The sequence below is a fragment of the Thermostichus sp. MS-CIW-25 genome (genome assembly GCF_054060015.1).
Genome location: NZ_JBSSCS010000019.1, coordinates 1 through 14,346, shown reverse-complemented (window position 1 = coordinate 14,346; position 14,346 = coordinate 1). Strand labels below are relative to the sequence as shown.

Annotated in this window: 11 protein-coding genes and 1 pseudogene; 3 read left to right on the top strand and 9 right to left on the bottom strand. The window is 58.6% G+C overall.

From position 1 onward, the window contains the following. Positions 1-35 precede the first annotated feature (35 nt). Together ACVWZ1_RS08300 and ACVWZ1_RS08295 are read right to left on the bottom strand one after the other, a co-directional pair. The gene (locus ACVWZ1_RS08300; RefSeq protein WP_457503099.1) at positions 36-3,245 is read right to left on the bottom strand and encodes an efflux RND transporter permease subunit; all 3,210 of its coding nucleotides are present in this window, start codon (positions 3,243-3,245) and stop codon (positions 36-38) included. Positions 3,246-3,363: 118 nt separating this feature from the next. Then, on the bottom strand, positions 3,364-4,647 hold the full coding sequence (locus tag ACVWZ1_RS08295; RefSeq protein WP_414375006.1) for an efflux RND transporter periplasmic adaptor subunit: 1,284 nt from the start codon (positions 4,645-4,647) through the stop codon (positions 3,364-3,366). Between the two features lie 687 nt (positions 4,648-5,334). Between ACVWZ1_RS08295 and ACVWZ1_RS08290 the strand changes: the two genes are divergently transcribed. Next, on the top strand, positions 5,335-6,030 hold the full coding sequence (locus ACVWZ1_RS08290) for a hypothetical protein (RefSeq protein ID WP_414357768.1): 696 nt from the start codon (positions 5,335-5,337) through the stop codon (positions 6,028-6,030). A gap of 141 nt (positions 6,031-6,171) precedes the next feature. On the opposite strand, the gene ACVWZ1_RS08285 is transcribed toward ACVWZ1_RS08290, so the two are convergent. The 7 genes from ACVWZ1_RS08285 to ACVWZ1_RS08255 form a co-directional block, all read right to left on the bottom strand. Continuing rightward, complete coding sequence (locus ACVWZ1_RS08285; protein WP_457503097.1) at positions 6,172-7,497, bottom strand: class I SAM-dependent methyltransferase; 1,326 nt, start codon at positions 7,495-7,497, stop codon at positions 6,172-6,174. Positions 7,498-7,551: 54 nt separating this feature from the next. Continuing rightward, complete coding sequence (locus ACVWZ1_RS08280; RefSeq protein WP_457466377.1) at positions 7,552-8,664, bottom strand: glycosyl transferase; 1,113 nt, start codon at positions 8,662-8,664, stop codon at positions 7,552-7,554. 409 nt (positions 8,665-9,073) lie between these two features. Further along, positions 9,074-9,973: a DMT family transporter gene (locus tag ACVWZ1_RS08275; RefSeq protein WP_457503096.1), complete on the bottom strand. Its 900-nt coding sequence runs from the start codon at positions 9,971-9,973 to the stop codon at positions 9,074-9,076. After that, the gene (locus ACVWZ1_RS08270; protein ID WP_457503094.1) at positions 9,973-10,320 is read right to left on the bottom strand and encodes a hypothetical protein; all 348 of its coding nucleotides are present in this window, start codon (positions 10,318-10,320) and stop codon (positions 9,973-9,975) included. Before ACVWZ1_RS08270 ends, ACVWZ1_RS08275 begins: the two co-directional genes overlap by 1 nt. A gap of 60 nt (positions 10,321-10,380) precedes the next feature. Next, positions 10,381-10,659 (bottom strand): hypothetical protein, encoded by a 279-nt coding sequence (locus ACVWZ1_RS08265; RefSeq protein WP_414342915.1) that lies wholly within the window; start codon positions 10,657-10,659, stop codon positions 10,381-10,383. A 142-nt stretch (positions 10,660-10,801) separates the two neighbouring features. Beyond that, positions 10,802-11,884 (bottom strand): leishmanolysin-related zinc metalloendopeptidase, encoded by a 1,083-nt coding sequence (locus ACVWZ1_RS08260; RefSeq protein ID WP_457503093.1) that lies wholly within the window; start codon positions 11,882-11,884, stop codon positions 10,802-10,804. 156 nt (positions 11,885-12,040) lie between these two features. Further along, a complete protein-coding gene (locus ACVWZ1_RS08255; RefSeq protein WP_457384155.1) occupies positions 12,041-12,514 on the bottom strand; it encodes a hypothetical protein in 474 nt (157 codons plus the stop codon). A gap of 589 nt (positions 12,515-13,103) precedes the next feature. On the opposite strand from ACVWZ1_RS08255, the gene ACVWZ1_RS08250 reads away from it, so the two are divergent. Together ACVWZ1_RS08250 and ACVWZ1_RS08245 are read left to right on the top strand one after the other, a co-directional pair. Then, positions 13,104-14,072: an isopenicillin N synthase family dioxygenase gene (locus ACVWZ1_RS08250; protein ID WP_457503092.1), complete on the top strand. Its 969-nt coding sequence runs from the start codon at positions 13,104-13,106 to the stop codon at positions 14,070-14,072. Between the two features lie 152 nt (positions 14,073-14,224). Beyond that, positions 14,225-14,346, top strand: a pseudogene (locus tag ACVWZ1_RS08245) (RNA-guided endonuclease TnpB family protein); the annotation flags it as partial.

The following is a 14,346-nucleotide window of genomic DNA, read 5'->3' as shown; positions in this document are numbered from 1 at the left end:
CCGCCAGAAGAGAAGAAGCAAGCAGATCCCTCTTGCTACCCAACGCTGTCGCCACCAGGCAGCACCTCTTTGGGATCCTCCGGCGGCGGCAAATGCGCCAGATCCACAGGCGAAGGGGATCCCCCCAAAATCTGCGCCTGGATCCCTTTGATCACCAGGTAGAGCACCGGCACAATCAGCAAGCTGAGCACCGTTGAAACGAGCATACCGCCGATCACCGCCGTGCCCAGCGACTGACGGCTGGCTGCCCCTGCGCCCGTGGCCGCTGCCAGAGGGAAAATACCCAGGATAGTGCTCAGGGCGGTCATCAGAATGGCGCGGAAGCGCGTCTCGGCTGCTTGGGTGGCAGCTTTGAGCAGTGGGATCCCTTGGGCAACCAACTGGTTGGCAAACTCCACAATCAAGATAGAGTTTTTGCTGGCCAGCCCGATCAACATCACCAACCCGACTTGGCAGAAGACGTCGTTGGTCAAGCCCCGCAGCAGTTGCGCCAAAAGAGCCCCAAGAACCGCCAGCGGCACCGCCAACAAAATGATCAAGGGATCCACATAGCTCTCAAATTGCGCCGCCAGCACCAGGAAGACGAACACCGAGCCCAAAGCAAAGATCAGCGGCGCCTGTCCTCCCGACTCGATTTCTTCCAGCGACAGGCCCGACCACTCGAAGCCAAACCCCTGGGGCAGCAACTGGGCGGCCAGCGTTTCCATTGCCCGAATCGCTTGCCCTGAGCTGAAGCCCGGCAGGGGGCTACCTTGAATTTCGGCAGAACGGAAAAGGTTGAAGTGGTTAATGATGGCCGGGCCGGTGGTCTCCTCCACCTGCACCAAAGTGCTCAGCGGAACCAATTGCCCCTGGCCCCCGCGCACGTAGAACTGGCCGATGCTCTCTGGGTTGGCCCGGAAGATCTGATCTGCCTGCACGTAGACCCGGTAATTGCGGTTGAACAGGTCGAAATCATTGACGTAGGTGCCCCCCAACAGCGTTTGCAGCGTGCCGAAGACATCCGACAGAGGGATCCCCAGCAACTGGGCCATCTCCCGATCCACCTGTACTTCTAGCTGCGGCGAATTGGCGTTGAAGGTGGGCGGGTTAATCCGCAAGCCCAAGGGGGGTTGGCCCGGCGGGGGCGGCGAGTTGCCCACAAAAAACAGGGTGTTGGCCGTCTGCTCCAAGAGGTTGAAATCGTTCACCCCCCGATCCTGAAGCTGGAAAGTAAACCCGCCCGCAACCCCCAAATTGGGAATGGCCGGCGGCAGGATCGGGATCACCAATGCGCGGCTGATCCCGCCCAAAAAAGGCCCAAATAGCCGGTTGACAATCGCTTGCGCCGATTGCTCCGGTTGCCGCCGCTCTTCCCAGGGCTTGAGGGTGGCAAAGATCAGCCCATTCCCCGGCGAGGGCCCGGTAAAGCTGAACCCCCCCACGATCACCCGATTTTCGATCTCAGGGATCCCCTCCAAAATAGCGGCGGCCTGCCGGATCACCCTGTCGGTATAGTTGAGGGAAACCCCCGGCGGCCCCTGGACAATGGTGATGAAAAAGCCCTGATCCTCATCCGGCACAAACCCCGTCGGCACAACCTGGAACAGCCAGTAGGTGAGGCCCAAACAGGCGACAAATCCAGCCACCACCAGCAGCCGCAGCCTCACCACCAGCTCCAGCAGGCGGCAGTAGGCCGCTCGGATCCCTTCCACGGCGCGGTCAAACCAGCGCAGCAGCCAAAACATCTGCTCTGAGCGGGGGCGAATTAGCAGTGCCGACAACGCCGGGGCCAAAGTAATGGCATTGAACGTGGACAGAGAGACCGCCACCGCAATGGTGACGGCAAACTGCTGATAGATGCGACCGCTGGTGCCGGGAAAAAAGGCAATCGGCAGGAATAACCCCAACAGCACCAACGTAGTGGCAATCACCGCCCCCAACACCTCATTCATCCCCGCCGAGGCCCCCTGCAGAGGCCGCATGCCGCGATCACGGATATAGCGGGAGATATTTTCCACCACCACGATGGTATCGTCCACCACCAGACCGGTGGCCAGAGTCAGGCCAAACATGGTCAGAGTGTTGATGGAAAAGCCAAACAGGCGCACAAAAGCAAAAGTACCCAGCAGCGCTACCGGGATGGTGATGGTGGGAATGAGGGTGATGCGCCAATCCTGCAAAAAGATAAACAGCACCAACACCACCAGGCCAATCGCCTGCAACAGAGTGAAAATCACCTCCTGCACCGACTCGGTAATGAACAGGGTGGCATCGAAGGGGATCTCGTAGATCAAGCCGGGCGGAAAGTTGCGGGAGAGCTCCTCCAACGTCTGCTCCACCTGCCGCGAGACCTCCAAGGCATTCGCATCCGGCTGCTTGGTAATGGCGATCCCCACCGCCTCCTGTCCCCCGATGCGGAAGAACGTATCATAGCTTTGCGCTCCCAGCTCCACCCGACCCACATCGGCAATGCGTACCAAACTGCCATCGGGGTTGGCCCTGAGGACAATCTGGGCGAACTCCTCCGGCTGTGAGAGCCGCCCCGTTGCCTGGACGCTGATCTGAAACTCCTGATCCGGCGGGCTGGGCTGGCTGCCAATTTGGCCGGCAGGCACCTGGATATTCTGCTGGCGCACCGCGTTCACCACATCCAGAGCTGTCAGACCATAGCTGGCCAGCCGCGTCGGATCCAGCCAGATGCGCATGGCATAGGTGCGCTCTCCAAAGATGATGACATCGCTCACGCCCCGGATGCGCCGCAAAGCATCCCGCACAAACAGCTCTGCGTAGTTGCTCAAAAACAGCTCATCATATTCCCCTGCCTGCGAACGCAGCGCCACCACCTGCACGAAAGCACTGTCGCCGGCCTTTTCCACGCTGATGCCGTTTTGGATCACCTCTGCCGGCAGCCGCGCCTGAACTCGGGCAACTCGGTTCTGCACATCCACAGCCGCTATGTCCAGATCCCGATCGGGGCTGAAGGTGACCGTGATTTGGCTGGTACCGTTGCTGCTGCTCACCGAAGAGAGGTAGCGTATGCCCTCGACGCCGTTGATCTCCTGCTCCAGCACGTTGGTCACCGTCGTCTCCACCGTCTCGGCATTGGCCCCAGGGTAAACGGCTGTCACAGTTACGGCTGGCGGCGCCACCTGAGGGTAGTAGTCCACCGGCAGTAGGGGAATGCTCACCGCCCCCACCAGCACAATGATGATGGAGCAGACGGTAGCGAAAACAGGACGGCGAATGAAAAAGTCAACGAACATAAGTCTAAGGATCCGCTGCGATGAGATACCGGTTGAGCTGGTCGCCCTTCAAGTTGAAGCTTGGATGACTGGGCCAAAACTGGGGCAAATAAGAATTGCTGAGAATGCACAGCCTCTTCTAGGGCGGGGATCCCCCCTCTCCACCTTGTTGCTGCCCCCTCTGCTGAAGGATCACCTCATCAATAATCGGTGCGCCATCGCGGATTTTTTGCAGGCCAGTGAGCACAATTGGCTCATTGGCCTCTAGGCCCTCCAGCACCTCATAGCTGTTCCCGTGGATGGATCCCAGCCGTACCGGCCTTTGCACCGCCACCGCCCCCGGGGGCATGCCCTCTGCTGGCGGCTCCGTCGTTTGCACTGTGTAGACAAAGGTTTGCGCTCCCAAGCGGGCCACCGCTGTCACCGGAATCAGCAAGGCCGGTCGCTCCTCCCAGATGACACGAGCCCGCACAAACTGCGCCGAGCGCAACTGCCCGGCTGGATTCTCCAGAAGGGCCTTGGCCAAAACCGACTGCGTGCTGGCTTCCGCCTCGGGAGCAATAAAGGAGATCTGGCTGGTGCCGATCACCTCGCCGCGGCTGTCCAGGAGCTGCACTGGGGTGCCGATGCGCAGTTGCGGGGCCCGCTGCAGGGGGATATTGAGGTTGATCTCCAGTGCCTGGTTTTGGGTCAGGGTAGTCAAAACCGTTTGCGGTGTCACGTAGTCTCCCTGCCTCACCAAAACATCCCCCACAATGCCCGCAAAGGGAGCCGTGACCTGGAAAAACTGCAATTGCACCTGCTGCCGCTCCGCCTCTGCCTGGGCCCGCTGCACCTCTCGCTCTGCCCGCAAAATCGCTGCCTCCTGGGCGCGGATCTGCTCCTGTTGCGCTGCCAAAGCCGCCTCCGCCTGGCGCAGATCGCGGCTGGACTGATCCACCTGCAACTGGCTGATGGCCCCCTCCGCCAATAGGCGCAGGTTACGTTCGTGCAGATCCCGGGCAAACTCCGCCGCTGCCTCTAGGCGCATCCGATCCGCCCGCAACTGGCTGAGCAGAGCACGGCTGCTCTCCAGGTTGGCTTGGGCCGCGGCAATCCCCGCCGTTTGGCCGGCCACCGCCGCCTGTTGCTGACGGCTGTCGATCTCAAACAGAGGTGCCCCAGCAGCCACCTGGGATCCCAACTGCACCAACACCCGAGTCACCTGTCCGCTCACCTGGGGCCGGATGCTGGCCACCTGCTGGGATCCGAGGCTGGCGATAAATTCCGACGCCTCCTCAATCATCCGTTCTTCCACCACTCCTATTCCCACTGGCGTGGGGGGTTGGCCGTCCCCCTCCATCTCCTGGGGCGGCCTTCCAGCTCGGCAGGCAGTTAACAGCAAAGAAAGACACAGCAGCGGCAAGGCCGTTCGCGCTCGCATCGTCAAGTTGCTCCCACAATAGGCATAGGGACAGGTAGGTGGACAAAGGGATCCCACCCCTGCACTTGCTTAACCAACCAAGGTAATGAACGAGAGCCTCCCCAAACCTGTGCAAAAGCGCTTGAAATCTTCCCAGTCCGGAACTAAGGTGTATGCTTAACAAAAACTTTCGCCGCGCTTCGCCCCACCCCAATGAGACTTCGTCCTGCTAACGCGATAAGGATACCCTTTGAGGGCACGCCACTCCTGGCTAGACTGTTCCCAGATCAGCAGGAAAGGAGTTCAGGCTTCCACCCCCTGCCGGAGAGCATGCCTCTAACCCCCAAAACCCTGAACTTTGCTGAATTTACTGAGCTTTAGGCGGTTTGGCAAAAGTCATTGAGAGGGATATAGTAGACCAAGTTTCCCCCTGATCCTTAAGTCCACCGCAACGGTTGCCGGGAAGTGAAGGGGGAAAGCGCTCGGGGGTATTCCTCAGGGCTTTGCGGGATACCGCCTTCCTGCTCAGAGATAGGCAGGATGCGATCGCTTCTTTCCTGAACTATGTTCAGGAGAGTTCAGCGTGAATGTATCAGACAGGCAACTGCCCTTGAAAAGGCTTGAATGAGAACTACAGCCATCACTTGCTCTCGCCCGCCGCAGCTTAATTTTCCTCCCCAGCGCTGGCTGTGGAGTTGCTTCGGGGCCATGGCCATAACAGCTCTCACGGCTGTTGCAGCTTGGGCCCGGCCTGTGTTGGAAGTACGCATGACTCTGGGTTTGCCCATCAGCCCCAACTACTGGTACGTGGTGGCCCTCAGCCGGGCCGGTAGCCCCGGTCCCACCGCCAACTTGGTGGATCCCAACGTCCGTGTGGGGCCCAACGAGTACACCTTTGTGCGGGACTGGGATTACCTCATTCGGGTTACCCCCCTCAACGAAGAGTCGGTCTTGCAGGCCACCATCCAGCGGTTTGGAGAGCCGGAACGAGAGTTTGCGGTCGGCTTTAACCAGGTACGGGTCAATCGCCTCACCCGCGACCGCGATACCCTCAACTTCCAGATCGATATCTCCGAGCTGCAGGGTCTCGATGGGCGGGATCAAGATATTCAGGTGGCTCTGCTCACCGCTCGCGCCCCCTTCCGTGTGGCCCCCGAAGAGACCAATCTGGCCATTGATGCCACCCGGGGAGATTTGCCCAACTTCTATCGCCTCAGCCTGTCCAATCAGCGGCAGGTGGTTGTGGATGATCCCCAGCGACAGGAGACGGTGCGCCGCAGCCGCGAATTGATCCAACAAAGTGGCTCCGGGGCTGCCCTCACTCGCGACCTCATTGAGGGCGGGGCTTTGGAGATTTTGGCCGCCAACATCCTCACCTTCGAGCTGCGCCTGGTGGATCGCTAGAGAGGGATCTCTTCCCATCTGACATCTGCCCAAGACCGTTCTTGCAGCCCGGCAGAGCCTCAATCCCTCAATAGTCGTTCCAAGTTGCCGTGAACCGGCCCATTGGCTTCCCTCTACCCTTGGGAGAAAGGCTCGGGGATCTCAAGCGATTGGAAAAACTCCTTCTCCTGGAACGGGTGCAGGATCCAACATCACAAACAAAAACGACTCCAGCCCCGCCAGGTAGGTGAGCACCTCCTCCTGGGCCGCTTCCGGCTCTAACGTGTTGACCTGGGCCGCTTGCTCAATCAAGGCTTTCACTGCCGTTGGCCCCTGCAACAGGGATCCCAACCAAGCCATCTGAGGGGCTGAGATGGTCAGGCGCCCATAGCTAGCCCCCGGCCAATTCATAGCAAACTCCAGCTTTTTCTCGTGAGCTTTGGCAAAGTTTTGGCGAAATTCGACGTTGTCGGTCAGGATGGGGTTGAGCTGCACTCTGCCCCCCAGCCAATCGGCGTCGCTCCAGGGCAAGACCAAGGAAGAGCCGGGGTGTTCCGCCCAAAAGTCAATGAGGCGATGGTTGGGGTAGATCAGCTCATAAAAGTGATTTTGATCCGCAGGCGAGAGCTTGTCCAACTCAGCTTGCAACCAGGGGGGCATGGCCCTCTCCTTGAACAAAAGCGCCGGATCCCAGTCGGCATAGTCCACCAGACAAACCAGGCCCAGCTCAGCTTCCTCGAGCATGCGCATCAGGTCGGGGATCAGGAAGCCCTTGTCTCCTGGCAAGAGGTAGTTGGCCCGGATGTTGGTGTCGTCTTTGTAGATCTCAGGGTTCCAGCGCAGGGCTGCCCGCATTTCGTCCGAGGCCAAACTGGCCATGAATTCCCGTACCCGCTGACAGGCCTCAGGAGTGGGTAGATCAAACAGCCCCAGCAGCCGAAACGCCTCTTGCATGCGGAAGATGACCTCCCGCTGGTAGGCGTGGTGCAGGTTGGCCCGCAGGATCCCGTCAGGTTTGAGAACCCGCTTGAGGGCTTTTAGCCCCGCCACCGGATCGTCCAGCAGATAGAGCACATCGTTAAGGCTGATGAAATCAAATTCCAACCCCAACTGTTCGATATCCAACAGGTCGAGAACATACAACTCCACCTCTCCAAAACCGTGGTAGCGCAAGCGTCGCTCCGTCACCCGTACCGACTCTGCCGACAGGTCGCACACCACCAGCCGCGCCCCCGGATTGGCCTCCGCCAAGATCAACGTTTCCCAGCCCGAGCCGCAGCCAGCATTCAAAATGAGAGCGCCTTCGCTGGGCACAATGGCGCGAGTGCGAGCGTACTGAGCCGTCGTCAAGCTCAGGCGGTACAGCCCCTCAATGGCGTTGCGGCCCGAGGCCTCAATGGAAACATTGGGGTAGGGCAGTTCTTCGTACAGTTGCCGCAAAGATTCCGCAGTGCTCCGCACCGCTGACCCGAACGAGCTGCTAGCCATAGGGCTCCACACCGCTACCGTGAAGGGATCCGCTGCAGAAAGCTGCCCCCTATCCTACCCGCGATCCCTCCCCCGCAGGAATGCCTCTAAGGCCGCAGCCAGGGTTTCATTCCCCTGCAGATCCAACCCATCCGGCCTCTGGGGCGGGTGGGCGGGATCCTGCAAAAAGTCCCAGGATCCTTGAAAAAACTCCTCTGGGGAGAGGATGCGATGCCAGCCGTAGCGCTGCAGACCCTCAACCAGCAACGGCGACTCGGCAAACCCAGAGCGGGTAACACAGGCCATAGGTGTGCGGCTGCGCAGGGCCTCCGCCAAAGTGCCATAGCCCGGCTTGGACACCACCCAGCGGCAGAGGGGCATCACATCCACCGGTCGCCACACCTGCCCATCCAAAACCCGCAAGTTGGGCAAGGGAGGAGCTTCCGGATCAAAGGTGAGAAACTGCCAGTCGGGAAAATCTTGGAGCCGCTCGTAAGGAAACCCCTGCACCCCCAGCCCGCCAAAGGTAAACAAAGCCCTGGGTTGCTCCGGGTGTAACCCCAACTGGGCGGCAACCTCCTCCGGCCCGTAGCGGGGATCCGATCCCGTCAGCCCCACCTCCTGCTGACGCGGAAAAGCGCTAGTGCTCCGCACCGCTGACGCGACCATGCTCTCGCTAAAAGGCAGGCGAAACAGAAGGTCACATTGCCCATAGAGCTCCCGAACCCAGGCCACAAACGGTTGAAACTCAGGGCCGTATTCTTGGTAGATGAAATCCCAGCCAAAATTACTGGCCATCCAGCAAGGGATCCCAGCAGCCTGGGCAATCGCCGCAGCAATGGGCGGCACATCCGCCAACACCAAAGGCACCCCCTGGGCTCGAATGAAATCCGCTTCTTCTCGAACAAGCTCCGCAGCGCTGGCTTTAAACGCCTTGAGGGCAGCCAACGTAGCCGGCAGATCCGCTTGCAGCCCATCCGGCTGCACCACCCCCACATCCAACGCCCGCGGCCGATGGAGAAACTTCCCCTCCACGTAACGCTCCAGGAGCCAGCGGGGAGCCGGCGTAACAAAGATGGGCAGAACATGGGGATCCCGCCGCAGCAAAGCATTCACGACCGCCGCCAGACGGGTAACGTGCCCAAACCCGTGAGCTGTTGCCGCCACATAGAGAGGAACGGGATTCATTGTGCTGATACATTTACGCTGAACACTGCTGAACATCACTGTTCAACTATGCAGCGATAGCATTCTGTTTGTTTCCAAACAGAATGGCGGTATCCCGCAAAGCTTTGAGTAGAATACCCAAAGCGCAGTTTCCGTGTCGTCTTACTACCAATTTTCTGCTTTGCTTTGGCTACCATGTTGGCAGACTCGAAAGTAAACAGAAAGATCAACTGGTAGTAATCCGTACTGAACATATTATACATTATTTTCAGTATAGTTGAGCTTATTATTGACTAGAGTCATGCTCTGCACCGCTAACGCGATAGGACTCCGTCCCGCTAACGCGATAGGACTCCGTCCCGCTAACGCGATAGGACTCCGTCCCGCTAACGCGATAGGACTCCGTCCCGCTGGCGCGAACGCGACCACCTCAAGACAGAACAGGATCCGCGGGGGGCTTTTCCCTATGGGATCCCCACAGGTTACTCGCCAAGATCAAGCCCAGGCCCACCACAGATCCCAGCGCAATCGTCTCGCCCAACAGCACCGCAATCAACCCCAACGACAAAAAAGGCGTCACATACACCCAGTTGGCCAGGGATCCCCGGTGGCCCGCCAACTCCAAAGCCCGCAGCCAAAACACAAAAGTTAAGCCCATCTCCGCCAGACCAATGTAAGCTGCCCAACCCAGCCCGGCAAGGCTCCAAGAGACCTCCTGCAACGGCAGCAGCAGCAGACCGTAGAGGCTGCCAAAGAGAAACCCCATGAATAGTTTCAGCACCGCATCTCGCCCATCCCGCACATTGAGTAGCCAATAGAGCGCCCAGAGTCCAGAGCTGCCCACCGCCAGCAGCACCCCCCAGGGATCCTCCACCTGCAAGGTGCCCCAGGATCCCCCCGTAGCCACCAGCACCACTCCCAGCAGGCTCACCCCCAAGGCCAACACCAGCCGCCAGCGAAAGCGCTCTCCCAACAGCGGCACCGCCAAAAGAGCCAGCACCAGCGGCCAGGTGTAGTTCAAAGCCATCGCCGCCTGAGCCGACAGGCGGTCATAAGCCTGGAACAACACCCCATAGTAGCCAAGGGGGTTGAGCAGCCCCTGAAGAGCCGATAGGCGGACTTGGGATCCCTTCTGCCTGCCGATCAACCTTGCCCGCCCTGTAACCACCAAAACGATCCCCAGGATCAGGCAAGAGCTAAAGGCCGAAAAAATCAGCAGAACCGTCGGCGACAGGTACCGCAACCCAAACTTAAAAGCGCTGGCAGCCGTGGCCCAGCCCAAGATGGCCGCCGCCAAGTAAACATAGGCTCGCCAGGGATCCCTAGGCATCAAAAGCTGTCGAGATTGCTGTCCTCTGGCTTCGACTTAGCTCCGGTGGGAAGGCCCAGCCGCGGTGCCACCACCCAGGCATAGAGCAGATAGCCCAACCCCGCCACCACCGCCCACCTGAGAACAGTGCCGAAAACCCGGAAGAACAGCCCAACCAGAAGAATACAGCCCAGAATGGCGAAGACCGTCACCAGTGGACGCCCCCAAGTCTCAATCCAAGCTCGAACGGCACTTTTCCCCCGAGACGCAACGGATGTTCCTGGATCCCCAGAGGCCGCCGCCGCTTGCTCCAGTTCACGCTCAAGCTGTTTCAGCCGTTCTTGTTCTGAGAAAGAGAGATCGGACATAGAGAGCAGTCTCCAGCGGTGTCACCTCCATCTTACGGGCTGCTCCCGAAGATGGGCAGACTAAGCTCGCGCCGAAGGGATCTCCTGAACCATAGCCCGGAACACATCCAAAGCCGGGCCAGGGCGACGGTTAGGACGCGGAGCCGAGATCTCATTGGGCACAAAAGGCTTCTCCACCACCACCTTGGGCTTGTTGGCAGGAACAGCTGTAGCCACCGGAGCAGAGCTGGGGGAAGCCGGTGCAGGACGAAAAGGCCCGGTAACAAAATCCACCAAGCCGCCGAAGAGAATGCCGAAGAAGGAGAACAGGCCGCCGAAAAGCTTTTTGAGGATACCCATAGCTAATTGCAAAGAGATGAGGTGAGAACTTGTCGATGTTGAGAACTTGTCGATGTTATGTCGATGTTGTGAAGTTATACAACTCGACCTTCATTATTGTTAAAAGGTAGCCTCTTGGCCATGAGTAGATATACTCCTTTTCTTAGGCCTGGGGATCCCCCACCCGCCTGCCCTCGGCGTCAAATCGCTGTAGGGGTAGGGTCAACTCCAGCTCTTGCAGCTCCAAAGGTTGAGAGACCCCCCTGCCGCGCCCCAAAGCAAAGCCATCCGCCGCTGCTGGATTCACCTCATAGCCGATATCTGCCATTGCTCCCACCGTGAGAATGCTCAAGGGGTTGGCTACCCCCCGGTCGATGCGGCTGGTCATCAGCTCGCGGCCCAAGACATTCTCCCGCCAATGGGAATCTCGGGATCCCTCCCCAAACTCGTTTTCTAAAGGAACAGAGGGCGCGTTTCCTCCCAGCGTGGCGAAGGCGCTGACCGCCCTGGGGCCGATGAAGCGGGGATCATAGCTAGGGGGCGTAGGCTGATCCCGTCCCACCAAGCCCACCGTTAGCCCCTTGGGATCCCAGACGATGGGCAAGAAGCCCAAGGCATGGCCCAACTCGTGCAGGGCGGTAATGGGCAGATCCCCTCGTTCTTCCAAAGCCGATAGGTTTTGGCTGTTGAACAAAATGACGGAGTAGAAAGGCAGACCGTTAGAGGCCCGCACAAAACAGGGAGCAGCTCCCCCCAAAATTCGCTCGTCGCCGAGGTTTCTGGCCCGCACCTCCACCAGCAGATCGTCGATGGGGAAATTGAGTGGCGTGCTGGGAAACCCTCGATCGCATTCGTCGGCCCGAATGGTGGTGGGAGGCAGATCCGGCTGGTCGCCAACGATGAGCTGTTGCCAGCGCAGAGCAGCACTGCGGATGATCGACTGCTGGGTGGGGGTGAGACTGTTGTCGGGAAAGCGAACGTCAATGGTGAACTGGGAAACAGGGGCAGCCGTCGGCGAGGGCAAAGAGGTAGGAACGACAGTCGGAGTAGGGGTGAGAACGACAGTTGGAGTAGAAGTGGGAATGACGGTTGGAATGGGAGTGGGAATGACACTCACAGAAGAGGAGCCACCACTTCCGCCGCAAGCCTTGAGCGCCAGTACCAGAAGCACAGCCACCAGGGATCCAAGCAGGCGCAGGCCCCACACTCTGCCCAAAAGCAGTCGCTGCCCCGAAAAAACCTTCACACCACCCCCAAACGCAAAGAGCCTCACGGCCCAGTTGGATCATACCGGTTGCGACCCTCCTCCTGAGCATGATTTGCGCCACACCGCACCGGTCAACTTCAAGGCCAGGAAGAGGTGGGTTTGGAGGTCTATATCTTCAGGTCGGAAGCCCTCAATCTAACAATCCAAAGAGTCAGAAGATCCTTCTTCTTCTATGCCCCAGCCCGCAGCCAAAACATCCACCGCTGCCCGCAGCGCCTGGTTATCCCCCAAGAGCTCCTCGGGATCCGAGCGCGGCTCCACCAGGGGAACCAAGCGCAGAATACGTCCGTCCTGAACCAAGTCGATAACCACGCCCGGCTGCTCCTTGCCCAGGTTGGCAATCTCTTCTTCGGAAGCGGGATCCCGCAGACAGGCATAGTCAAAGCTGTTCACATTTAAGTAGAGGCTACGGTTTACCACCAGTGTGGCAGCAGTGGGATCCTGAAAAACATCCACCACGCAGCCTTCCCCTTGCTTCCGCACTGAGCCATCGACAATATCGAAGTAGCGAACACGGGCCAAATCGGATAGGAGTCGGTAAATATCCCGCTTATTGACCAGAGTTCCCGTATTCACAATACAGGGGGCACAGGGATGAGTGTCTGTCATAGGGCAGTCGGTCTCGAAAGGTCAATAGATTGAGAGCAAGCAAAGGAAAGCAAAATCAATAGTGTCTGCAAACCATCTCCAGAAACATCAATCCTCGGCAATTCTAGGCGCGGTTATGGTTGACAAGCAACAGAGACCCCAACTTAATCCCTAACTTCACAAAAACTTTAATCGGCTAAAGAGGGAAGAAGTAGCCTGCCCTGCCTTACCAAGTTAAGCCACTGCAACAACAGAACAACTCCCTCCATTTCGCCTACCCAGCGCTCAAACTGCTCTTGGGGAAAACTCAGTCATAACTTTGCTTTTATCGACTCTATCACAGCCTTCCCGAAAAGGGCACAGGTCACTACTAATCACTACTAAGGTGCAATCTCCAGGCAAAGGCAACAGAGGTTTGGCAGGGTTTTACCTACATCTTGTGGGAAGGTGAATAGCCGAGCGGCTTTAGACTCTAGATATCGCAGATGGGCCCCGAACAGATCATCTTCGGTTCAAACCTCTCCCCTTGTCCCCCTAGGAAGGATAGCATAGGACACCAAGCCCGCTGCCTAGAAATAGCGTTGACTCTTCGCCGGAGACGACTTTTGCCGTGGTAACCACTCCCCAACGCCAGACCCTGCCAGTTGTCGATTTCGCCGCCTTTCAAAACGGAACGTCAGGTGAGCGGGAGCAGTTTGTCCGCCAGGTGGGGGAAGCGCTGCAACAGATTGGCTTTTTTGCCTTGGTCAACCATGGCCTATTGCCGGAATTGATCCGGGAAGCCTATGAAGCCGCAGAAGCCGTTTTTCTTTTGCCAGAGCCGACCAAGAGAGCCTATGAGGATCCGGCGCTGCTGGGGCAACGAGGGTACACCCACTTCGGCAAAGAACATGCCAAAAATCACCCCTACCCTGACTTGAAAGAGTTTTGGCACATCGGGCGCGAAGGGGATCCCCACCTTCCTGCCAACATCTGGCCTCGGGAGGTGCCCCAATTTCGCAGGGTGATGCTAGAGCTGTTCGCCCAATTGGAAACCTGTGCCCAGGGACTGTTGCAAGCAATCTCTCTGTATCTGGGGGAGCCTGCCGAATACCTGCCCAAAGCGGCGGAAGGAGGAGCCAATCTCTTGCGGGTGATTCATTATCCACCGATCCCTGCTGAAGCCCCTCCCCAGAGTTTACGAGCTGCAGCCCATGAAGACATCAACTTGATTACGCTCTTGTGTGAAGCCACCGCGCCAGGTCTAGAGCTTCTGCAACGAGATGGATCTTGGCTGCCCATTTCGGCCCTCCCTGGTCAGATCATTGTCGATGCTGGGGATATGCTGCAAAACCTCACCAATGGCCTGCTGCGCAGCACCACCCATCGGGTGACCAACCCCGACAACCCCCAAGAGCGCCGCTTTTCCATTCCCTTCTTTGTGCATCCGCGTGCAGAAGTGGATCTCACACCCTTGCCGACTTGTGTGGCCCGCACCGGCGGGATCCCTCGGTTCCCTTCCCTGACTGCCGGAGAATACTTGGCCCAGCGGTTGAGGGAAATCGGCCTGGCCGAGGCAGGATCCCCGCCCCAGCATTGATCCCAACTGGGGGTCTCTATGTTTCGGATCCCAGCCCTGCCCTACGAGTATGAAGTTCCCAGCCTGTCTCAGCTAGAAATCGCAGGAGCCCCGCACTGTACCCGTAGGGTCACTGCCGGGAGGAATGCGCTTTGATGAAGTACAATGAACTTATGAGCCAAGTCCTGACTATATCCTGCAAGCTCAAGGTGTCCCCGTCGCAAGCCGCCAAATTGGACGCGACGATGGATGCCTTTGTACAGGCATTGAACTGGGTCAACCAAAACACACCAGA

Coding starts and splice junctions, on each gene's coding strand:
- ACVWZ1_RS08255 (WP_457384155.1), bottom strand. CDS start 12,514: ATGACAGACACTCATCCCTGTGCCCCCTGTATTGTGAATACGGGAACT.
- ACVWZ1_RS08265 (WP_414342915.1), bottom strand. CDS start 10,659: ATGGGTATCCTCAAAAAGCTTTTCGGCGGCCTGTTCTCCTTCTTCGGC.
- ACVWZ1_RS08270 (WP_457503094.1), bottom strand. CDS start 10,320: ATGTCCGATCTCTCTTTCTCAGAACAAGAACGGCTGAAACAGCTTGAG.
- ACVWZ1_RS08300 (WP_457503099.1), bottom strand. CDS start 3,245: ATGTTCGTTGACTTTTTCATTCGCCGTCCTGTTTTCGCTACCGTCTGC.
- ACVWZ1_RS08285 (WP_457503097.1), bottom strand. CDS start 7,497: ATGGCTAGCAGCTCGTTCGGGTCAGCGGTGCGGAGCACTGCGGAATCT.
- ACVWZ1_RS08290 (WP_414357768.1), top strand. CDS start 5,335: ATGGCCATAACAGCTCTCACGGCTGTTGCAGCTTGGGCCCGGCCTGTG.
- ACVWZ1_RS08275 (WP_457503096.1), bottom strand. CDS start 9,973: ATGCCTAGGGATCCCTGGCGAGCCTATGTTTACTTGGCGGCGGCCATC.
- ACVWZ1_RS08280 (WP_457466377.1), bottom strand. CDS start 8,664: ATGAATCCCGTTCCTCTCTATGTGGCGGCAACAGCTCACGGGTTTGGG.
- ACVWZ1_RS08295 (WP_414375006.1), bottom strand. CDS start 4,647: ATGCGAGCGCGAACGGCCTTGCCGCTGCTGTGTCTTTCTTTGCTGTTA.